13 protein-coding genes and 1 riboswitch are annotated in these 21902 nt (G+C 62.0%); all 13 genes read left to right on the top strand.

Features of this window, described 5'->3' with window-relative positions; translation table 11 throughout:
• Positions 1–391: 391 nt before the first annotated feature.
• Positions 392–1243 carry a PEP-CTERM sorting domain-containing protein gene (locus ACS8Y6_RS14715; RefSeq protein WP_440849667.1) on the top strand — a complete coding sequence of 284 codons (852 nt, stop codon included), beginning with the start codon at positions 392–394 and terminating at the stop codon, positions 1241–1243.
• A 480-nt stretch (positions 1244–1723) separates the two neighbouring features.
• The gene (putP, locus tag ACS8Y6_RS14710) at positions 1724–3217 is read left to right on the top strand and encodes a sodium/proline symporter PutP (RefSeq protein WP_440849668.1); all 1494 of its coding nucleotides are present in this window, start codon (positions 1724–1726) and stop codon (positions 3215–3217) included.
• Between the two features lie 824 nt (positions 3218–4041).
• Positions 4042–4132, top strand: a riboswitch (cyclic di-GMP riboswitch).
• A gap of 97 nt (positions 4133–4229) precedes the next feature.
• On the top strand, positions 4230–6461 hold the full coding sequence (locus ACS8Y6_RS14705; protein WP_440855876.1) for a hypothetical protein: 2232 nt from the start codon (positions 4230–4232) through the stop codon (positions 6459–6461).
• Positions 6462–6588: 127 nt separating this feature from the next.
• Entirely contained in the window at positions 6589–7689 is a 1101-nt protein-coding gene (wecB, locus tag ACS8Y6_RS14700; RefSeq protein WP_440855875.1) for a non-hydrolyzing UDP-N-acetylglucosamine 2-epimerase, read from the top strand.
• A 147-nt stretch (positions 7690–7836) separates the two neighbouring features.
• Positions 7837–8157, top strand: coding sequence for a PEP-CTERM sorting domain-containing protein (locus ACS8Y6_RS14695; RefSeq protein WP_440855874.1), 321 nt, complete (start codon positions 7837–7839; stop codon positions 8155–8157).
• A 608-nt stretch (positions 8158–8765) separates the two neighbouring features.
• The gene (locus tag ACS8Y6_RS14690) at positions 8766–10172 is read left to right on the top strand and encodes a TIGR03013 family XrtA/PEP-CTERM system glycosyltransferase (protein ID WP_440855873.1); all 1407 of its coding nucleotides are present in this window, start codon (positions 8766–8768) and stop codon (positions 10170–10172) included.
• A 45-nt stretch (positions 10173–10217) separates the two neighbouring features.
• Positions 10218–12323, top strand: a complete 2106-nt coding sequence (gene prsK / locus ACS8Y6_RS14685) for an XrtA/PEP-CTERM system histidine kinase PrsK (RefSeq protein WP_440849672.1) — start codon at positions 10218–10220, stop codon at positions 12321–12323.
• 3 nt (positions 12324–12326) lie between these two features.
• Positions 12327–13691 carry a PEP-CTERM-box response regulator transcription factor gene (gene prsR, locus ACS8Y6_RS14680; protein ID WP_440855872.1) on the top strand — a complete coding sequence of 455 codons (1365 nt, stop codon included), beginning with the start codon at positions 12327–12329 and terminating at the stop codon, positions 13689–13691.
• A gap of 166 nt (positions 13692–13857) precedes the next feature.
• Positions 13858–16692 carry an XrtA/PEP-CTERM system TPR-repeat protein PrsT gene (gene prsT / locus ACS8Y6_RS14675; RefSeq protein WP_440855871.1) on the top strand — a complete coding sequence of 945 codons (2835 nt, stop codon included), beginning with the start codon at positions 13858–13860 and terminating at the stop codon, positions 16690–16692.
• Between the two features lie 203 nt (positions 16693–16895).
• Positions 16896–17507 carry an XrtA/PEP-CTERM system exopolysaccharide export protein gene (locus tag ACS8Y6_RS14670; RefSeq protein WP_440849675.1) on the top strand — a complete coding sequence of 204 codons (612 nt, stop codon included), beginning with the start codon at positions 16896–16898 and terminating at the stop codon, positions 17505–17507.
• A 63-nt stretch (positions 17508–17570) separates the two neighbouring features.
• On the top strand, positions 17571–19160 hold the full coding sequence (locus tag ACS8Y6_RS14665) for an XrtA system polysaccharide chain length determinant (protein WP_440855870.1): 1590 nt from the start codon (positions 17571–17573) through the stop codon (positions 19158–19160).
• Complete coding sequence (locus tag ACS8Y6_RS14660; RefSeq protein ID WP_440849677.1) at positions 19157–20017, top strand: P-loop NTPase; 861 nt, start codon at positions 19157–19159, stop codon at positions 20015–20017. Before ACS8Y6_RS14665 ends, ACS8Y6_RS14660 begins: the two co-directional genes overlap by 4 nt.
• Before the next feature lie 4 nt (positions 20018–20021).
• Positions 20022–21902: a TIGR03016 family PEP-CTERM system-associated outer membrane protein gene (locus tag ACS8Y6_RS14655; protein WP_440855869.1), complete on the top strand. Its 1881-nt coding sequence runs from the start codon at positions 20022–20024 to the stop codon at positions 21900–21902.

Raw genomic sequence — 21902 nt, 5'->3', positions numbered from 1 at the left:
GGGCGTATCTGAAAGCCGTTCCCGTCGGAAAACCTGACAGGCGATGGCGGGTTGCCGTTCCACATGGACGCACCTCGCACGCTTTCTTGTCGGATTGGGCGCGGCACATGTCCAGGCGCCTCCGTTACACGGGGCGCCCCGCGCCGTGTCTTGCACCCAAAGTCCGGCCTTCGGGGCCTTAAACCGACCGAATGGGGCGCGTTGTGCCGCGCCCGGGGTGGCGCGGTTTGGCGCCGCCGTCCGGTGTCGCCTGAATCGAAAACGTTCCGGGCGGCAAGATCCCATGTCGGTCATTCACTGGCCGATGGGTCGGCCTGTCGGAAAAGTTGCCAACAGCGAATGTGCGCCATGCATTAAATGCAAAAACTATTGAAATTAAAAGATAAAATAGATGGCATACACATTGCTTACAGCGACGCAGCCGAGCGATTTTCGGTGGTCCACTCATCCCGACACGGGAAAGCTGAAGATGATGAATAAGTTTTATGGTTCGGCTGTCGTGATTGCCGCCCTGGCTTTCACCGGCACCGCCTTCGCCAACCAGATCGACGTCAATACGAGCGGTAGCGAGCCGTCGCTATATGACATCGCCAACAGCTCGGACTATGGCACCGGCCTGGACGGCAAAGGACTGTTTTCTGGTCTGAACGCCGGTTCGCCTCAGGTGAACAATGGTCATTGGCAGATTGGTGGCACCGGCACCAGTGTCAGCGTGCTTGAAGCGACATATACGAAGAACTTCAAGGATGCCACTTTCGGCGTCTATAGCATGACGGATCCGTCGAAAAAGTTGAACTTGCTCGGCGGAGGCACTCAGAACGGCGCGAATCAGGACATAAACACTAAGGGCTACCTGAATTACTCCAGGAGTGGTGTTTTTTATTCATACATCGAAAACGCACGCACGCAGAAAAGGCTGTATACCAGCGATGATGTTGATTTCGGTACCGGCATATTCGGGTATTTTCTCACCATAGGCGGAAAGACCTATTATTCGGATAGCACCCTGAATAAGGGCGGTGAGGCCCGAATGGTGGGTTACGCGGCGGACGGCAGCGGCACTGCGACTGCTGGCGAGTATCTGTTGGGCTGGGAAGATGGCACCGACGGCGACTACCAGGACTACGTGGCGACCGTCGAGTCGGTTCGTCCGGTCCCGGAACCCTCTTCGATTGCCATGTTTGGCGCCGGCCTGCTGATGATCGGTTTCGCCGCTCGTCGGATTCAGAAGCGCGACGTCTGAATGTCCTTGTGATGATGACAGCGCCGGCCTGGCCGGCCTCGTAGTAATCCCGGACAACGGCCCGCCTCGGCGGGCCGTTTTTTTAAGGTTCGTTCGATGCGGTTCACATGCGGCCGGGCCGCTACGGTCTGTCGTCACGGCCTGCCCGACCACCAGCGGCTGCATGCCAAGTCACCTCGGTCGACGTGGAATCGCGCGGCTCCCCCTTATCCGCCAGACGTTGACCCGAAGCGGCATGCAAGCGTGGACCGAAACCCGTATCGTGTCGTGCGCGATTGAAGGGACGCTGGGCCGGTTGGGTCGCATGCGCGACTAAGGTCGAAGGCGGGCCGGCGTGTAAACCGAAAACCGCGGCCCGAGGCGTTTGCGCGAACGGCGACAAGCCTGGTGGCGGATCGTCAACCTATTGTTGCACTGGTCATTCGTGCAATTACCGGTAAAGTTGTAAGGCTAATTACTCGATCCGAACACGGGGGCATCATGGCAATTGGTGTATGGATCAGCTTGATCCTTTATTTTCTCTTGATGCTGGGCATAGGGTTCTATGCCTGGCGGAAAGCAACGGATTCGTCCGAAGGTTACATGCTCGGCGGGCGAAATCTCAGTCCGGCGGTGGCCGCGCTGTCCGCCGGCGCATCGGACATGAGTGGATGGCTGCTTCTGGGGCTGCCCGGCGCGCTTTATGTGGCGGGCCTGGTTCAGGCATGGATCGGCATCGGCCTGTTCGTCGGCGCGTTCGTCAACTGGATCGTGGTGGCGCCGCGTCTGCGCGAGCAGACAGAACGGTACGATAACAGCTTGACTATCCCTGAGTTTTTGGCGAACCGCTTTCCAAGCAAAGCGATGGCGCTACGCACGGTGTCGGCGATCATCATCGTCGTGTTTTTCGCGGTGTACACGGCCTCGGGGTTGGTCGCAGGTGGCAAGCTGTTCACCAGTGCATTCGGCGGGCTTATCCATATCGGCTCGCTCAGCGAATACGATGTCGGCGTCTGGCTGACCTTGATCATCGTGCTGACCTATACCGTGGTCGGCGGCTTTCTGGCCGTGAGTCTTACCGATTTCGTCCAGGGCTGCATCATGATGGTGGCTCTGGTGTTGATGCCTATCGTCGTGCTGTTCGGTAGCGGTGGTGGCGGTTACGCCCAGGCGTCGCAAACGCTGGCGGGGGCCGGGCCGAATTTCCTTTCCTGGACGCACGGGCTGACGATCATCGGGTTCTTCTCGGCGGTGACGTGGGGTTTGGGCTATTTCGGTCAGCCGCACATCATCGTGCGCTTCATGGCGGTCCGGTCGGTGGCCGAAGTGCCCAAGGCGCGCAACATCGGCATGACCTGGATGTTCATCTCGCTGGCCGGTGCCATCAGCCTGGGTATATTCGGCCGCGCGTACGCCATGCGTAATGGGTTAACCGTGAACGACCCGGAGACCATCTTCATCATCCTGGCGCGCCTGCTGTTCAATCCGCTGATCACGGGTTTCCTGTATGCGGCGCTGCTGGCGGCGATCATGAGCACGATCTCCAGCCAGTTGCTGGTGTCGTCCTCTTCGCTTACCGAGGACTTTTATCGGCTGTTTCTGCGCAAGGAGGCCAGCGAGCGCGAAAGCGTGCTCATCGGGCGGCTCAGCGTGCTGCTGGTGGGTGTCGTCGCGGCATTCATTGCGCGTAACCCGAATTCGCAGGTTCTCGGGCTCGTCAGCCACGCCTGGGCGGGCTTCGGCGCCGCATTCGGGCCGTTGATGATTCTCTCGCTCACGTGGCGACGGATGTCGGGAAGCGGCGCGGTCGCGGGCCTGGTGGCCGGCGCGGTAACCGTGATCTTCTGGATATCGATGGGCTGGGACGGCAGCTTCCTTGGCGGACCGGGGGTCTATGAAATCATTCCGGGCTTCATCGTGGCGTGGATCGCAATCGTCGTGGTCAGTCTGTTGACCGAGACGCACGGGGAATATCGAGCGCTCGAGGCGAGCTGATTCCAGGGGGATTCGATCGGGCCAGGGCCGCCAGAGGTCCTGGCCGATCCAGGCAGAGATGCCTGGATCGTTCATTCGTGCGTGGCGGTAGGGCGAGCCGATTTCCATCTGTCCATGGCACGTAGCCTGCCACGCCAGCCATTTCCACGGCCGTCATTCGGCGTTTTCATGGGCGCTATCAGTGCCCGTCGCCGTACCCAATCCGGGAGAACGGCGCCGATCGGGATTATTCCGCGGGCATACCCGGCAACGCCGGACGGTGCGCCCGGGCCATCGATGCAGGGCGCCACGCGAAGGGGCACCTCGGGCCTTGTTCACCGCCCGGCCCGCAACCTCGCATCGCGCGCGACTATCGACTTTCTGACGATCGTGTAATCCTCGACCTTCGTATTGCCAGGGTCCAGGACCGTGCCGAAGCGGGCCCGCCGAGACGCCGCACGCGTGTGTTAACCAATTGGGCAAACAAGACACGATAACGGCTTGTCATGTCTTGCAAACCGGGCGAGACCGGAGTGGCGGGATTAGCCGCCGCCATTTGAGGATCGCCCGGAGACCGTAGCGCTGCGCGGCGCGCACCGCGTTCTCGACGTGTTTTCATGAATTCATAATAGTGGACTTGCACATTCCGCTTGCGTACTGTTCGCCGACCTGGGGAAAGTACGTCCGGGTTTTCACGGAGCCTGAAGAACGGCAGGCAGAGTCGTATGCGGGTTGCTATCCCGGCAGGACGCGCCAACGGCGCCGCGAGAGCCGCTCGGGCTCAGGCGGTCCGGCCTGGCTGCGTTGTGCATGGGTTGTGCGGCAATACATTGTTTGGCTCGTTTCCGGGATAAAGGCAAAGCCGTCGAAAGACGGTGACGCAAAGCCACGGATCTAAAGCACGCTCAGACGTGCCAGGACGGCTGGGCTGCCGCTGGACGAATGCAGGCAGCGAATTTTGATGATTCAAGATTCCGCAGTGTGCCGTGGGGTTCGCACTGGCGACGGAATCCTCTTTAGAGGTCCGGTTTCTATGGCCAATCGCCTGACAATCATGTTCATTTGCGTCACTGTAGCGGCTGTCCTGGTGGGCTGCGGCGGAGGCTCTGGCGGCAGCGGGGGCAGCACGAGCAGTCAGCCGGCGGGCGGAGGCAACTCGGGAAGCCTGTCGAGCAGTTCATCCAGCCTGCCCAGCGGCGCGGCGCGTCATATCACGGATGTCAGTGTGCAGAATTACGGCAGTGGCAACTCTGCCAGTACCGTGGACGTGACCTTTGGCCAGGTGTTCGCGAAAGGTGACGTGGGCGCCAGTCAGCATGTGGTGGCCGCCGTCAACGGCAAGATGCTACCGACCCAGGTGGATCGCAAGGCGACTTGGGCAGACGGGTCTGTTCGACACAGTGTTGTCACGGTGCAACTTCCGGCGCCGGCCAGCGGCAAGGCGACCACGCTGCAGTTGTATGCGGTGGCCCACAACGCGGGCCTGGGGCTGGGTACTGTGTCGCTTGGTGATCTGCTGGGCACCAACTTCACGGCAAACGTCCGGATCACGCTCGGCGGTACGACCTATACGGCGAATGCGCGCAACGCACTTGAGCAGATCGCCCAGAGCGGAACCTGCCCCGCGTGGGGGCAGCGAAGCTGCAAGCGCTGGTTGGCGGGCGGCCTCGCAAGCGAGTGGATTGTGCCGGCCACATTGACCAGCGGCAACGCCACGGCGCCTCGGCTGCGTGTTTTCTTCAACGTGCGGGCGTATCGGGCCGCTGACGGGAGCATCGGTAACGTTCGTGTCGACTCGGTCATTGAAAATGACCAAGCCTACAATGTGTCGCCCTCGAACGAGACGTACGACGCCGTGCTTAACGTCGGTAGTTCGAATTATTCCGCCACTGGCATCACGCATTACACACAGGCGCGCTGGCACCACGTGTTATGGAGCCAGGGTAATCCGTCGATGTATGTGAAACCGGATGTGGCTTATTTACAGAAGTCCGGCGCGATATCGAAATACGCGGCCGTTACGCCTACCAGCAGTTTCCTTAATAGTGTTACGCAAAGTGCCGCGCCCATGACCCACGCGGACCAAACGCCTTATATGGGGACGACGGGGGCGCAGCCCGCTATCGGGCCGTTGCCGCGCTGGACGAGCGCTTTCGTTGTCTCAGGTGATCGTCGAGCCTTTAATTGGATGCTGGCGAATGACGATGCGGCAGGTAGCTATGGGTTTCATTATCGCGATGATGCCACCGGGAGGCCTCTCACTATTACAAATCACCCGTACGTAACGATCGCCGCCCTGAATTATGCGCGGACCGCTGGCGGGCAGTACCAGAAGGACCTATTGCCCGCATGTGGTGGCACCTGCGCTAACCCCTATGTGTTCAACATTGCTCACCAGCCGTCGATCGGCTACGTATCGTATCTCGTGACCGGCGACTTCTATTACCTCGAAGAAATGCAGTTCGAAGCGAGTTACGACGAGCTCTGGACCAATCCGGGATATCGCGGCTACGCGAAAGGGCGGCTCATCGTCGCCAATCCGCAGGTTCGTGGTCAGGCCTGGACGCTGCGTAGTATTTCCGATGCGGCATTCGCCACGCCGGACGGGGACCCGCTGAAGAAGTATTACACCGATCAGATTAATTACATCGTTAGCGATTACATCAATACGTATGTCAACCAGTCGTCTGCTCACCCGTTGCATGTGCTAGACGGGGGCGGGGCGATTATTTATCCGCTTAATGGGCAGTCGAACGTCGGTATCGCGCCTTGGCAGCAGGATTTTTTCACCTGGGCGGTGGGCCATGCTGCCGCGCAGGGCGTGCCGCAGGCGCAGGCGCTGTTAAAGTGGATGGCGCAGTTCCAGGTCGGGTTGATGACCTCGGCTACGAACGGCTCAACCGGTGGATTTTGTTGGCTCGAAGCCTCTGGTTATAAGTTCCAGGTCAGAGATTCATCCGGATCGCCGGAGTACTCGAGCCTGTCTGAAGTTTACAAGGCGACTTATCCGACCTTGGCAGGATTGCAATGCAACTCCCAGCAAATGGTCAATGCTATGAGTTCGTCGACCCACACATACAAGATCGGGGAGATGGACGGCTATTCGAGTTCGCCGACGGGGTTTCCGTCAAATTTACAGATCGCGCTCGCTGCCGCTGCTAACAGTAGTATCGCTAAGTCGGCTGACGCGTGGACCGTTTTTTCTAATCGTTCGGTCAAGCCGGATTATTCGAACTATGCGAATTTCGCGGTCGTGCCACGCTGAAGAACGACGCGATCCGGCCGGCCACCGTCCGGATCCTCGCCTCTGGTGTGCCGCCCGCTCGATAATGGTGGCAGGGTACACTGTGTGCCGTTTGTTCTATCGTTGATTGCATTCAGCGCGGGGAGGCATGGTCGCAAAGCTCGGTATAGATCTGGTCGCCGCCGCGCGGCCGAATTTCATAAAAATGGCGCCGCTTTTTAACGCGTTATCACGTGAGTCCTGGTGTAGCACTCGGCTAATACATACAGGGCAGCATTACGACGACAATATGTCGGCTGCCTTTTTTGCGGACTTCATGCTGCCCGAGCCGGATGTCCATCTTGGCATCGGCAGCGGCACGCATGCCGAGCAGACCGGGCGCACGCTCATGGCATACGAAAGCGTTTGCCTTGAACATCGGCCCGATTGGGTCATCGTGGTGGGCGACGTCAATGCCACACTCGCGTGCTCTCTTGCCGCCACCAAAATCGGGGTTCGCGTCGGCCACGTCGAGGCAGGGCTTCGCAGCGGCGATCGCAGCATGCCGGAAGAGATCAATAGGATCTTGACGGATGCGGTCGCAGATTTGCTGTGGACGCCCTCGGCCGACGCGAACGAGAATCTTCGGTTGGAGGGTATTCCCGGAGAACGTGTTGAATTCGTGGGCAACGTGATGATCGACACGTTCGAGTTGATGCGCTCGCGTATCGAGGCAGATCGAACTTGCGATGAGTTGGGGCTCGCTGCCGGCAATTACGCGGTCGTCACGTTGCATCGTCCGTCGAATGTCGATGATCCCGCGACGCTTGCGACGCTGGTTGATCGCCTCATTCGCATAAGTGCTGACTTGCCGCTCGTTTTCCCGGTGCACCCACGTACCCGGAGTCGGCTCGTCGAAAATGGTCTCTGGCGGCGGCTGGACGCATGCGCCGGGATCTCGCTGATCGAGCCGCAGGGGTACGTGCGTTTCATGAATCTGCTTCTGAGGGCTGCGCTCGCGATTACCGATTCGGGGGGGATGCAGGAAGAAACCACGTACCTCGGCATCCCGTGCTTGACGCTTCGGGATACCACGGAGCGCCCGATAACGCTAAGCGAGGGCACCAATCGTCTCGTGTGCGGCGAGGAACTGTTCGACGCAGTGCGGGGCGCGATGCGAATGAGCGGCGATCGGCCCCGTGTATCGCTCCCATTGTGGGATGGACATGCGGCCGAGCGAATCGTGGATAGCCTGAAGCGACATGCGTGAGAGGGCATCGGCGTCGGAAAAGCAGACACGCCCGAGGCCTGCTGTTCGGAGGTGCGGCCCGGCGTTGAATGCAGCGCTGGGCGCGCGGAAAAACTTGTTATACTGGCGCCGTAACAAAGCGCCTGTGTGCGGACTGGAGTTTTTTCGATGAGAAACATGATGACTAGCAAATCTCGCCGTACTCAATTTATGGTGCGTGCCGCGATTGTTGCCTTGTGCCTGGGTGCGGCGCCCATGGCATTGGCAACGTCGCCGGGTGATTCTGCGCCCGACGGAGCTGGGTATTTATTGTCTCATGGGTCCACTTACTACAGGCCGGATGTGTTCCGGCACGGCGAAATCATGGGCTATCGCGAACGCCGTGATGTGCCCGAGCCGGCGACCTGGGGCATGTTTGGCCTGGGTGTTGCCATGATTGGAGTAGGCGTTGCCTCGCGTCGGCGGCGGTCCCGCGCTGCCGGCGACTGACGTCTGGCCGGGCGCCGTCATCGGATCGCGATGGCGCGTGCGGCAGTGGCGATGGTGTGAGCCCCCGATGCCTGACGGTGCCGGGGGCTTTTTGTTGCACTACTATGCATGCGGGGCGCTTCGTCGCGAGCGTGAAACGGGTGTCGCAAAAACTGTCATTTGGGACGTGTCGGCAAGTGTTTAATTTATAAAGATGATTTGGCTTTTCTGATCGGTGGGCCGAAGTGGTTGCGAGTCGTGCGTACGAGCCGATGGGCGCCAGCGCGCGGCGTGCTTCTTGTAAGGTTTTGATTTTGGGTTGAGTTGTTTTTGCGCGAGGCGGTGCGCGGCTCGCGGTGCCGCGGCAGTGAGTGCCGTGCGCCCGCGAGCCCCACTGGATGGATTCCGGGCGGAACCGTCGAAATAATTAACGTGCCATCACCGCCGCATGCCGATTGCGGTAGTATCGACTTTGTTGAAGTCTTCGATCGTGGGGCGTGCGAGGCCTGTGCGCGGCGGTCGATTCATGGGCGGTCAGGTGTGACGCAACGCCTGGCGGCTCGGTAGAGACGCTTTCAACGAGCGTGACGCGGTCGAAGGAGAGGGGCGCCTTCAATGCTTGGGGAGTCATGAATACGCTGCGTATCTTTAATCACCATGTGCATGTCAAGTTCGTGTTGCTGGGCCTGCTGCATTTCCTGCTGCTGATCGGTTCGGTGTTCGCTGCGGTCAATATTCGCTACATCACGGCCGACGCCCCGGTGATTGCCGACTATCCCATGATGACGCTCAAGGCCATGGCCTATGCGGTGATCCTCGTGCTGTGCCTGAGCGCGATGGGGGTATACCGACCGCATCGGGAAAATAACTACCTGGCCTTGTTTGTTCGTGTTCTGGTGGCTATCGCCTTCGGCGCGGTGTTCGCCATCGTGGTTTATTACATCCTGCCCGGCCTTTACCTCGGTCGCGGTGTGTTCGCCCTGGCACTTTTGCTGTCGTTGGTTGGTATCGCGATTGTGCAGTTCGTCTTCGACGCGACAGTCGGTCAAAAATCTTCTCCATGGCGGGTTTTATTCTACGGTGCCGGCAACAACGCCGCCGAGTTGTTGGCGTTCCTGCGCCGCCGCAGTGACCAGTCGTTGTTCAAATTGGTGGGCTGTGTGGTGATCGAGGGTGAGCCCGTCATGGTGTCGGATGCGTTGCGGTGCCACGTCGATACAACATTGTCCGAGTACGCTCGCCAACACGATGTCGACGAAGTCGTGGTGGCCATGGATGATCGGCGCCACAATTTTCCGTCGGATGCGCTGATCGAATGCCGGGTCTCGGGGATCAACGTCGTCGACATGCTCACGTTTTACGAGCGCCAGACCGGGAAAGTGAAAACCGAGCTTCTGCAGCCCAGTTGGATCATCTTTTCGCGCGGCTTCCGCCAGGGAGCGGTCGATCATGTGCTCAAGCGGTTGCTGGATCTGGTGGCGTCCCTCGTGCTGTTTGTTGTGCTCTGGCCGTTCATGGTCGTGGCTGCGGTCGCGATCAAGATCGAAGACGGTCTCACCGCGCCGGTGCTCTTTCGGCAGACGCGAGTCGGGCTCAACGGCCGGGAATTTCCGATCTACAAGTTTCGTAGCATGCGGGTCGACGCCGAGGCCATGTCCGGGCCGCAGTGGGCTGCGCAGGACGATCCGCGTATCACACGGGTCGGCCACACCATCCGCAAGTTACGCATTGATGAGCTGCCGCAGCTCTGGAATGTGTTTTTTGGCCACATGAGCCTGGTGGGGCCCAGGCCAGAGCGTCCGGAGTTCGTCCAGCACCTGGTCACGATCCTGCCTTATTACCGGGTGCGCGAGTGCGTCAAACCGGGGGTGACCGGGTGGGCCCAGCTGGGATATCCCTACGGCGCCTCGGATGAGGATGCCAACGGCAAGCTGCAGCTCGATTTGTATTACGTCAAGAATCGCAGCCTGTTTCTCGATCTGCTCATCCTGATCAACACGATCGAGGTCGTGCTGTTCCGCAAGGGCAGCCGGTGAACGCCGGCTCAGGCCGCCTGCGCGGCTGATATCGGATCCGTCGCGATGTTTCCCGATCTCGACATCACCCAGGTGTGGTTGCTGTCCAACGGCGTGGGGGCGGTGGCCTTCTTTGTATTGACGGCTTTCATCATGCTCGGGGTCCGCGCGCATCACGGCGCCTCGCGGCTTTTACTGGTGGCCAGCGCGATGACCGGCTTCTGGTTTACGTTCCTGGCCGCGGCGCCGCTGATTACCATCAGTGGTCCGCTGCTCGATGTCGTGGAAACCGCGCGTACCGGGCTGTGGCTGGTGACTGCGGCCTGGCTCGTTCCGGTCGGCCGGATGTCGATGCGCCATCGCTGGCTGCGGGGGATCGCCGTCACCTTGCCCGTTTCGATCATGGGCTACCTGTTGTGGCGTCTGGCCGGCCCCTCCGGAATGATCGCCACCGGCCACAGCGTGCTGTTCACGGTGGGCGCGATCGTGATGAGTCTTTATGGGCTGGTGCTGGTCGAACAGACCTATCGGGCCAGTGATCTGGATGCCCGTTGGGCCGTGAAGTATCTTTGTCTGGCGCTCGCCACGTTGTTCGCATACGACTTCGTGATGTATTCGGGCGCCCTGGCCGCTCATCGCATCGCATTGTCGGTCTGGAACGCACGCGGTGCCGTTAACGCGCTCGTCGCGCCGTTGATCGGGCTGGCCGCGGCGCGTAACGCCCAGTGGTCGGCACGGGTCAGTGTGTCCAATCAGGTGATCTTTCGCACCGGCGCCTTGATCGTGGCCGGCGCCTATCTGATGGTCGTGGCCGGCGGCAGTACGTATATCCGCCGGTTCGACAGCAGTTGGGCCGAAGTGACGGCGCTGCTGTTCACCGTGACCGCCACGTTGTTGCTGGTGGTGTTTTTCCTCTCCGGTCAGGTTCGCGGTCATGCCCGTGTGCTCGTACACAAGCATCTGTTGCAGTATCGCTATGATTATCGCGAGCAATGGCTGGCGCTGACGCGACGGCTGAGCCGTGACGATGGTGATCTCGACGTATACGAGCGGGCGATCCGGGCGATTGCGCAACCGGTGGACAGTCCGGCGGGCGCCCTCTGGCTCGCGCGTGACGGGCGTTTCACCTGTGTTGCGGAATGGAACATGGCGGCCGCGGCGGATGTGTCCGAACCCCTGACCGGGGCGCTGGCCGTCTATCTGGGGGAGACGGCCTGGGTGGTCGACCGCGCGGAATTCGGGCGCGACCCCGACAAGTATGGTGGTTTCGAGGCGCCCGGCTGGTTTATGACGCTCGAGCGCGCACGGTTGATGATTCCGCTGTTTGCGGGCCAGCACCGGCTGGTCGGTTTTCTCGTGCTGGCCGAGCCGCGGGCCTCGTTCGAGCTCAACTGGGAGGAAATCGATCTGCTCAAGGCGTTCGCGCAGCAGATCGGGGTGTATCTCGATTACCAGGAAGCCAACCGCGCGTTGACCCAGGCACGTCAGTTCGAGGCCTTCAACCGACTGACGGCCTTTCTCATGCATGATTTGAAAAACATTGCCGGCCAGCAGTCGCTCATGCTGGAGAATGCCGAGCGGCACAAACACAACCCCGCCTTTGTCGATGACATGATTGCCACTATCGAGCACTCGGTCACCCGTATGCGGGGTGTGCTCAACCAGCTGCAAAAGGTGTCGCGATCGGAGAATCGCACCGAGCGCGTGGATGTCGACGCCGCCATCGATCAACTCATCGATGAGCTGGCCGGGACGTCCCCGGCGCCGGTCCGGCGGGGGGCGGCGAGCGGGGCCGTTGTGAATGCGGATCGTGACCGATTGATCATGGTGCTGCGGCATCTGGTGCGCAATGCCCAGGATGCGACCGGTGAACACGGGCAGGTTGAGATTGAAACGCGGTTCCGCGACGGTGGTATCGAAATCGCGGTCAGTGATGACGGCGAAGGGATGACCGCCGCTTTCATTCGCGATTCTCTGTTCCAGCCGTTCGTGAGCACGAAGTCGACGCGGGGCATGGGGATCGGGGCCTACCAGGTCCGTGATTTTGCGCGCACGGCCGGTGGTGATGTGTTCGTCGTCAGTACGCCGGGTCGAGGGACGCGGTTTGCGATGGTGCTGCCGGTGGTCGCCGATGCATCGGCCGAGCCGGTCTTTGTCGAGGGGAGAACCTGATCCATGAATGCAGTGGCCGAACGACTACTGATCGTCGAAGACGATCCGGGATTGACGCGACAGCTGCGTTGGAGCTTTGATCAATACGATCCGGTTTTCGCCGCGGACCGAAACAGTGCCATCGACCGGGTTCGCCGCCATGAACCCCAGGTCGTGCTGCTCGATCTCGGCCTGCCGCCGGCCGCTGACGGGATCGAAGAAGGAATGGCCGCACTGTCGGATATTCTGCGGCTCGCGCCGGCGACCAAGGTGATTGTCGTGACCGGCAATGGCGATGAGGATAGCGCGATCAAGGCGATCGCGGCGGGCGCCTACGATTTTTACCAGAAGCCGGTCGAAATCCAGGTCGTCGAACTCATTATCCAGCGTGCTTTCCATATCTGGCAGCTCGAGCGCCAGAACCGCCGCCTCCGGGCCGACGCGGACCGCCCGCTCGATGGCCTGATCGCGACCAGTGAGTCGATGCGGCGTATTGTCCGCCAGATCGAAAAGATCGCGCCGACCAGTGCAACCACGTTGCTGCAGGGCGACACCGGTTCGGGCAAGGAGGTGTTGGCGCGCGCGTTGCACCGGCTCAGCCCGCGGGCCGAGCGTCCGTTCGTCGCGATCAACTGTGCGGCGATCCCCGAGCACCTGCTTGAGAGCGAACTGTTCGGCTACGAGAAGGGGGCTTTCACCGGCGCGCAGAAGCAGACGCTCGGCAAGGTGGAGTTGGCGGAGGGCGGCACGCTTTTTCTCGACGAGATCGGCGACATGGCCCCAAGTCTGCAGGCCAAGCTCCTGCGGTTTCTCCAGGAACGCGTGATCGAGCGTGTTGGCGGGCGCCACGAGATTCCGGTCGATGCACGCGTGATCTGTGCGACGCATCGCGATCTCCAGGCGCTGATCCAACAGGGCGATTTCCGCGAGGATCTGTATTACCGCGTTGCTGAAATAACCATCCGTATCCCGCCGCTGCGCGAACGCAGTGGCGATGCCATCGCGATCGCGAAAGCGCTGTTCGAGCGGGCCAACGAAGAACACGGTCGAACGCTGCGCGGTTTTTCGCCGGACGCGCTGGCCGCCATCGAGCAGCACGATTGGCCCGGCAATGTGCGCGAGTTGGAGCATCGTGTGAATCGGGCGGTTATTCTCGCCGAAAGCAAATTGATCGATGCCACGGATCTCGGGCTGAGCGAGACCACATCGGATATGGATGACGGTCAGCTCAATCTGCGGCAGGTCCGCGATGCCGCCGAGCGCAGTGCGCTGGAAAAGAGTCTGGGCCGGGCCGATGGCAATATTTCGCAGGCTGCCCGGTTACTGGGCGTGTCGCGGCCCGCCATTTACGATCTGATGCGCAAGCATGGGATCGAGCAGAATAACTAGGGTGTGTTGCCGTGTTCGGTCAAACGGCCCGCGGGGCGGGTATGTTGCCCGGCACCGTGTTGTCGAGCGTTCATGGTACCGGGCTACACTGCGCCAGCAGTGTTTGCTTTCGAACATAATGGCCGCGCATGGGCCGTGTGAGCCGGCAACAGATCCAGGGGGAGTCATGGTCGAGTCAAGCAGTTTTCAGAAAAGACCGTTGCGGATCGCAGGCGCGCTTGTGTTTTGCCTGGCGGCCGCCGTATTGATTACCGGTTGTTCGTTCTCTTCGCCCGAGCAACGGGTGGGCAAGGCGCGCCAGGCCTATGAGAAGCACGACTATCATGCCGCCGAGGTGCAGCTGAAAACGGTGCTGCGCAAGCACCCCGACAATGGCGTCGCCTGGGCCCTGCTGGGGCACACTTCGCTGGCAGAACGCCAATACGACGATGCGATCCACCAGTTCGAAAAAGCCAAGGCCAATGGTCAGCCGGCCGCGGCGCTCGCCCTGCCGCTCGGGCGCGCGCTGGTCGCGAGTGGCAAGTATCAGCAGGCCCTTAAAGTCCTGAACAAGCCAGAAGGCGACTCGTCCGATCACGTGCGGGCGCTGATTGCCAGCCTGCGCGGAGATGCCCGGGCCGGGCTTGGCGATACCGACAAGGCGAGCGCTGCCTATGCGTCCGCCCTGGCGATCGAACCGGGGTTGCCGGACGCGCTGCAGGGGCAGGCGCGGCTGGCTCTGCGGCAGGGCGATCTGAAGAGCGCGCATGCCGCGCTGTCGAAGGCGGTCGCCGCGCATCCGGACGATGTCGGATCGCTGGCGCTGCTCGGCCAGGTCGACTACCGGGCAAACAACTGCAGCGGTGCGGTCGAGCGTCTGACGCACGCGATGCAGGTCGGCGCCCAGTTAATGGCCGGGGCGCAGGAGCGCAGTGCGCGGGCGCTGCTGGCCGATTGTCAGTTACGCGTCGGCGATACGGCCGCGGCGCAGAAGAATATCGACGCGCTTCTGGCGGCCGATCAGAGCAACCCCTTCGGCAACTACCTCCAGGCGTTGATGGATATCCGCCAAGGGGACTACCAGAACGCGGCCAATCACGTCCAGGCCACGCTCAACGTCGATCCGAACAATCTGCGCAGCATGACATTGATGGCCTGGCTCCGGATCGCCCAGGGCCAGCCCGATGCGGCCCAGCCCTTTCTTACGCGAGTCCTGGCGCAGGCGCCGGACGATATGGCGGCTCTGCGGCTTCAGGCCGGCCTCTGGATGGCGCAGAACCAGGGCGAGCAGGCCCGGGATCTGCTGGCGAAGGCGTATCGGCGCCACCCCGACCAACCCGGTCTGCACAAGGCGCTGGCCGACGTCGTGGCCCAGCTCAAGCAAAATCATGCGAATGGCGAGCCGGCGAACGCGGGTATCGACGATATCTCGCTGCAACTCGATCTGGCGCGTTCGCTGGCGCAAATGGGCAGCGAGGCCGCGGCGCAGACCGTGCTCTCGAAGATCAAGCCGAGCAATGACGCCCAGCGTCGCGCGGTGGCGGCTGCCCGCGTACGGATCGCGCTGGCCACGGGCAAAACGGCAGACGCGCTGAAGCAGGCGGAGACGCTGGCCCGGGCGAACCCGAGCGATGCCGAAATGCAGAAGCTGCTGGCGCAGAGTTATGTTGCGACGGCCCGCTACAGCGATGCGGCGCAAGTGCTTGCCAAGGCGCATCAGGCGAATCCCGATGACGACTCCCTGGTCCGGGCCCAGGCCGCCCTGGCGGCCAAGCGCGGGCGTTATGCCGAGGCGGTCGACGAACTCAAGCCGCTGCAAAGCGCGCAGCCGGACAACACCGATCTGACGCTCGCGCTCGCCGCACTCCACGCGCGCGCGGGCCAGGCGCCACAGGGCATCAGTCTGTTGCAATCGGCCGTGGCACGCCAGCCGAAGTCGGAGGTATTGAATCAGGCCCTGGCCCGGGCCTATCTGGTGACTGGCAAGGCCGGTCCGGCGCTGAAGCTGATCGACAACCAGCTCAAGTCAAACGAAAAGTCGGCGGATTGGTTACACCTCAAGGGCGTCGCACAGCTGGTCCAGGGCCAGACCGATGACGGCTTGAAAACGCTCGCGCGTGCGGCGGGCCAGGCGCCCGACCGTCCCGACCTCGCCCTGGCTGTCGCCAAGGCCGAGTTGTCGTACGGCCAACGCCAGGCCGGCATCGCGCGTTTGCAGAAACTGCGCCGGCAATCCCCCGAATTCTGGCCCGCGGCCAGCGTGCTGGCACTGGCCCAGGCGGATGCCGGCAACACGGATGCGGCGCTGGCGCAGGTGACCGCGCTGCGGCAGGCCGGGCGCGATTTCGATGCGGACGTGCTCCGTGGCGATGTCCTGCGTACGGCCAAGCGCTTCAAGCAGGCCGATGCCGCCTACGCCAGGGCTTATCGGAAAAAACCCGGTGCCCGGTTGGCCATGGCCATGTTTGACACGCGCCGGGCCGGCCGGCTTGACAAGCCCGCGCAGCCGCTCGAGCAATGGCTGAAGCAGGCCCCGGGGGATGCCACGGCAGCTCTGCAGCTGGCCGCCTGGTATCAGCAGAATGATCAGACCGAGCGCGCGGCGTCGTTGTATCAGAAGGTGCTTGCGGCCCATCCCGGCGCCGTGATTGCACTGAACAACCTCGCGCTCATCAATGCGAAAAGTCATCCCGAGAAAGCACTCGGCTACGCCCGCAAGGCACACGATGAGGCCCCGGACAGCGCGGCGGTGACCGATACACTGGGCTGGATGCTGGTGTCCCAGGGGCAGCAGGATTCGGGTATCGCGTTGCTCGAAGCGGCCGAAAAATCGGCGGGTAAAAACAGTCCCGAAATTCGGTATCACCTGGGCGTGGCCCTGGCCGCTCGTGGCAGGCCGAACGACAGGCAGCGCGCGAAAACCCTGCTCGGCCAGGCGGTTGCCGCCGGCCTGAGCCCGGACGAAACGAGTCACGCGCATAAGATATTGAACCGGCTGGCCGGCGGCGCGGGCACCGGTTAGCCCGGTTTGCCCGGCAACCGGGGAATTTCATTTACAATCAGACGGAGTCAGCGGCATGATGCGGAAAATCGGGGCCCGGCATGTCGTGACGGGCACAACAGGACTTCGGGGGCGAAAGCGTCGACCAACCGTAACCGACTCGGGCGGATGCAAGGCCGGGTAATGACAGTCTCGGGCCGTGTCGGCCTATGGGGGATGGCAAAGTGTTTCGAAATCGTTTGTTTCTGACCTGGGTGGCCGCGATTCTCATGGCCGGTCTGATGGCAGGCTGTGCCTCGGCGCCGCCCAAGGCGCTCAAGGGCCAGGCACCGACCAGCACCTATCGCATCGGCCCGGGCGACCAGCTGAAGATTTATGTCCGCAACAACCCCGACCTGAGCATGCAGGTGCCGGTCAGGCCGGACGGGGAGATATCCATCCCCCTCGTGCAGTCCATGAAAGCGGCGAACAAAACGCCCAAGCAACTTGCCAGCGATCTGCAGAACGCGCTCTCGGCGTATGTGCGCGACCCACGCGTTACGGTGATCGTCACCCAGTTTCACGGCACCTACGCCGACCAGGTTCGGGTCGTGGGCGAGGCCGCGCAGCCACAGTCGATGCCTTACCGTACCGGCATGACACTGCTGGACGTGATGATCAACGTCGGCGGTCTGACCCAGTTTGCTGCCGGTAATCGGGCCAAGCTCGTACGGCACGAAAATGGCCACACGAAAACCTTCAACGTGGATATTGCGGACCTGCTCAACGGCAACATCAACGACAACGTCCCGGTCCATCCGGGCGATGTCGTGATCATTCCCCGCACCTACTTCTAGAATCCGGCGCGATAGTGCTGGCCGAACGGCCTGCACTATCGCGCGCTAATCTGAGCGAGGACCATGCAGGAAATCCTCTCACTCGTCCTGGGTCAGCTCCGCAATATCTGGCGTTTTCGCTGGGTCGCGCTGGGGATTGCCTGGCTTATTGCCTTGGTGGGTTGGTTGTATGTGTACAGCCTGCCGGACCAGTACAGCTCCTCGGCGCGCGTGCACATCGACACGAAATCGGCGATCGACCCGCTGCTGCGGGGCATGGCGATCACGCCGGACACCGATCAGCAGGTCAGTCTGTTGATCCGGACGGTACTCAGCCGCCCCCACCTGCGTGATATCGCGCGCTCGACAGGCCTCGACCTGCGGGTGACCACGCCGGAGCAGGAGCAGGCCCTCATCCAGGGCCTGCAGAGGCGGCTGACCCTGAAGAACAGCGGGGGGAATACCGACCTCTACACCATCAGCTATACCAGCTCACAACCCAGGCTGGCGCAGTCGGTCGTGCAGGCAGTCATGAGCATCATGACGACCATGGACCTATCGGATAAAAACAGCGGCGATACCACGCAGGCGGTTTCGTTTCTGAACAAGGAAGTCGACAAGTACAAGCAGAAGCTCAACCAGACCGAGCAGACGCTTGCACAATTCAAGAAGAACCACGCAGAGCTCATGCCCGGGACGAACGATTACGTCAGTCAGGTGCAGAAGCTCAACGCCGACATCGACTCGATCCAGGACAAGCTTTCGACCGCGCGCGATCGCAAGGCCAATATTCTTGAACAGATGCGCGCCGGCGGAACCGGCCACGCCAGCGTGCCGCCGGCCCAGAGTCAGCAGGTTCAAAGCATCGACAACCAGCTGGATGCCGAACAGCAGAAACTATCCCAGTTGCTGACGCGCTACACACCGAAGCACCCCGACGTGATTGATGCCAAGCGGCAGATTGCCGAGCTCAAGCAACGGCGCACGGATATGCTGGCCCGCCTGCGGGCCCACCCGAGCGAGATTCAGGCGCCCTCCGGGGCATCATCGTCCGGCGGCGGCAATGGTTCTACTCTGTCCGATCAGCTCAACAACACCAAGGTGCAGATCAGCACGCTCGAGTCGTCGCTCCAGCGCAAGCAGGGCCAACTCAAGAAACTGCAGGCTGGCGCCGACTCGATGAACGACGCCCAGGCCAAGCTCGCCGAGCTCAGCCGCAACTACCAGGTCACGCGCGACCAGTACGAAAAACTGTTGTCACGGTTGTACAGCGCGCGTCTGTCGACCGATGTGCAAAACAGCAGCAATGCGTTGCAATTCCGTGTCATCGATCCGCCCGAAGTGCCAGCCGAACCGTCCGGGCCCAAGCGCTTGATCCTAATGGTCATGGCGCTGATCGGCGCGATAGCCGCCGGGGTTGCCTTTGCATGGTTTCTCGCCCAGATCCGCCCGGTATTCTCGAGCCGGCGTGACCTGACCGAGGCGACCGGTTTCCCCGTGATCGGCGCCGTGAGTCTGGCGCTCAGCCCGGCGCAGCGCGCCGATCGGCGGCGGTCGATGCTGGTATTCGTGATTTGCTGTTTGTCGTTACTGGTCGGTTTCGCCGCGGCGCTGGTCCTGCTGCCGGTGGGCGTGCAGTGGGTTCCGAACATCGTCTCCGGACAGGTTCTATGAGTATTGTCGAGAAGGCCGCCGAGCGGCTGAAACGCCAGGAACGACGGCAACCGGTGCAATGGGCCGACGATCAAGTGTTCGACGACGCTCCCGTGTTCGATACCCGGGAGCCCGGACAGCGCGAGCCGCTGGAGCTCGACGATGTGCGGCTGCGCCGGGTCGGATTGCTGCCGCCCGAGTCGATGGCGCAATTGATCGGGCGTGAGTTGCAGCGGATCAAACGGCCGATTCTGAATGCCATGGCAGCCGATGCGTCGGCTGCGAACCGGATCATGATCACCAGTGCCAACCCGGGCGAGGGCAAGAGTTTCACCACCTTCAACCTGGCCCTTAGTCTAGCCAACGAGTTGGATCATTCCGTACTCCTGATCGACGGTGATGTGGCCAAGCCGGGTATCAGCCGCAATCTGGGGCTTGAACGCGAGCCGGGACTGATGCATCTGCTGACGCATGCCGATGCGGACCCGGAGCATTGCGTGGTGCCGACCAGCGAGGCCCGGCTGTCCATCCTGCCGGCGGGGCGCCGCAGCCGTCGGGCGGCGGAAAGCCTTTCGAGCCGGCGAATGAGATCGGTACTCGATGAGCTGTCTGCGGATCCGGCCCGGATTCTGCTGTTTGATTCCGCGCCGCTTCTGGCTACCGCCGAATCCCAGGCGCTGGCGGTCAACGTGGGGCAGATTCTTATGCTCGTGCGCGCTGAGCACACCGAAAAAAGAGCGGTCGAAGCAGCGCTTTCGTTGATCGAGCCGTCCGGCGCCGACATCAGTCTGGTGCTGAGCCAGGGGCATCAGTTGTTCGGCGAGCGGCACGCTGGCTATTACGGCATGTACCCGGCCGAGTCGGAGCGCACGGAGTAAGCCCATGCCCGCGTCACGTGTCATCCCCATGTGCGATCCCACCGACGGCCCACTGCGGCGCGCGGCGTGTGTGCGTGTGTGCGTGATGGCGCTGCCCCTGGCGTTGGTCTGGGGTGCGAACGCGATGGCGGCGCAGGTCTCGGCCGGCAGCGGATCGGGTACGGGGGCCACTTCCGGGGGTGGCGGCGTGGCGACGAGCCGCACCGGTACGGCGTCGGGCACCGGCAGCGATTACCAGGACAATCGGCCGGTTGTCATCGGCAACAGTGCGTCGAGTAGCCAGGATTATGCGCCAGGCGGCCCGGGTACGAGCAATCCATTCGGCTTTGCCGGCGGCTTCGCACCCAACGGGTGCGCGCCCAGTTTGAGCCTGGGCGATGTGGCGAGTTCGGACACCGCGTCGGTTCTGGATCGCCCGGCGGCGCCCCGGCGAGCGTCGGGGCGCTATGTGCAGGCGTCGGTTTCCGGCTCCGAGACCTACACCGACAATCTCAATCTCGACGCGCATCATCGGCAATCGGATTTCATCACCACGGTGGCGCCGCGCATCGATGCCTGTTCTTCGACCGGCAGAATCCGCGGCCAGGCAAGCTATCAACTCGAAGGGGTGGCTTATGCCAATCATGGCCACGACAACGACATCTACAACGATCTGCAGGGCAGCACCTCCATCGATCTGATTGAAAACCATCTGTATCTGGATGCCGATACGGAGTACGGGAAACAGGTAATCGATCCGTCGGTGGGCTATTCACGCTCGAACATCATTCGGCCGAATCAGAACAAAACGACCGCCTGGCACACGAATATCAGCCCCTATGTAATCCAGTCCCTGGGTGGCTTGGGCCAGGGGATGCTGCGTTATCGCTACGGGCGATCGATCTACGGCGACAACAGTGTTCCGGATACCACCGTTCAAGGTGTCTCCGCCGGCATCACCAGTCCGACCGAAGTCGAGCCATTCAGTTGGCAGGCACAGGTCGTTACCGAGGCGGTAAAGAGCTCGGGCGGGAATGCGCAACGCTTTATCGATCGCTACCAGCAGGTCTTCGGTGCCGGCGCACTGCCGCCCGGCTACAGCGGCAATCCCAACCAGACGCAGCATTTCGACAGCGCCACACTGCAACTGGGCTACCGCGTCTCCCCGACGCTGACGCTCACCACGCAGGGCGGGGTCGAGGATAAATATCGAAGCAACGGCAGGAACGAGCGTTGGTCGGCGCCGCGCTGGCAGGTGGGGGCGCGCTGGGCCAGTGCCAGCAATTCACTGGAAGTGAACTACGGCCACCGCTTCTATGGCGCCAGCTACTCATTGGCGGCATCGCACCATGGTCGCCTGCTCGATCTGTCGCTGCGTTACAGCGAAGATCCGTCTTCGCCCGGCCTCGATGCGCTCAATAGCGCCGGGTCCGGCTATGCCTTCGGTTCGGTGGGGTCGATCGGCAACTTGCTGGGTGGCGGCGGGGCCGGCTACAACGGCACTAATTCACTGCTCAATCGCGGCACATACATACGCAAGCGCTGGCAGGGGCGCATCGGTTTCCATACGGCTCTGACCCACACCGAGGTTACGGGCTACGCACAGCGCGAGAATTACCGCTCGCCGGGCGTGACCGACAGCCGCAGCCACGGCCTCGAGATTGACACCCGCTACGCGGTGCGTGCGCGCACGAGCATCGTGCCCTCGGCGAGCTGGGATCATTACGACGGTAATTTCGGCAACGGCTCGAGCTCCGATGACTACAGTGCCGGCGTGTCCGTTGTGCGCGCGATCTCGCCCAGTGCCGAGGCGGCGGTCGGTTACTCACGGCAATGGCGAGACGAGAGCAACGGCCCCGGATATCAGGAAAACCGGATCACGCTGCAATTCCGAAAAGCGTTCTAG

The organism is Salinisphaera sp. RV14 (genome assembly GCF_052044135.1).
GTDB lineage: Bacteria > Pseudomonadota > Gammaproteobacteria > Nevskiales > Salinisphaeraceae > Salinisphaera.
This window is presented reverse-complemented; position numbering and strand designations above follow the sequence as displayed.

What these genes read in the sequence shown, in the direction of transcription:
- putP (WP_440849668.1), top strand. Translation starts at nt 1,724, where the DNA reads ATGGCAATTGGTGTATGGATCAGCTTGATCCTTTATTTTCTCTTGATG.
- prsK (WP_440849672.1), top strand. Translation starts at nt 10,218, where the DNA reads ATGTTTCCCGATCTCGACATCACCCAGGTGTGGTTGCTGTCCAACGGC.
- ACS8Y6_RS14690 (WP_440855873.1), top strand. Translation starts at nt 8,766, where the DNA reads ATGAATACGCTGCGTATCTTTAATCACCATGTGCATGTCAAGTTCGTG.
- ACS8Y6_RS14695 (WP_440855874.1), top strand. Translation starts at nt 7,837, where the DNA reads ATGAGAAACATGATGACTAGCAAATCTCGCCGTACTCAATTTATGGTG.
- prsR (WP_440855872.1), top strand. Translation starts at nt 12,327, where the DNA reads ATGAATGCAGTGGCCGAACGACTACTGATCGTCGAAGACGATCCGGGA.
- prsT (WP_440855871.1), top strand. Translation starts at nt 13,858, where the DNA reads ATGGTCGAGTCAAGCAGTTTTCAGAAAAGACCGTTGCGGATCGCAGGC.
- ACS8Y6_RS14655 (WP_440855869.1), top strand. Translation starts at nt 20,022, where the DNA reads ATGCCCGCGTCACGTGTCATCCCCATGTGCGATCCCACCGACGGCCCA.
- wecB (WP_440855875.1), top strand. Translation starts at nt 6,589, where the DNA reads ATGGTCGCAAAGCTCGGTATAGATCTGGTCGCCGCCGCGCGGCCGAAT.
- ACS8Y6_RS14715 (WP_440849667.1), top strand. Translation starts at nt 392, where the DNA reads ATGGCATACACATTGCTTACAGCGACGCAGCCGAGCGATTTTCGGTGG.
- ACS8Y6_RS14705 (WP_440855876.1), top strand. Translation starts at nt 4,230, where the DNA reads ATGGCCAATCGCCTGACAATCATGTTCATTTGCGTCACTGTAGCGGCT.
- ACS8Y6_RS14665 (WP_440855870.1), top strand. Translation starts at nt 17,571, where the DNA reads ATGCAGGAAATCCTCTCACTCGTCCTGGGTCAGCTCCGCAATATCTGG.
- ACS8Y6_RS14660 (WP_440849677.1), top strand. Translation starts at nt 19,157, where the DNA reads ATGAGTATTGTCGAGAAGGCCGCCGAGCGGCTGAAACGCCAGGAACGA.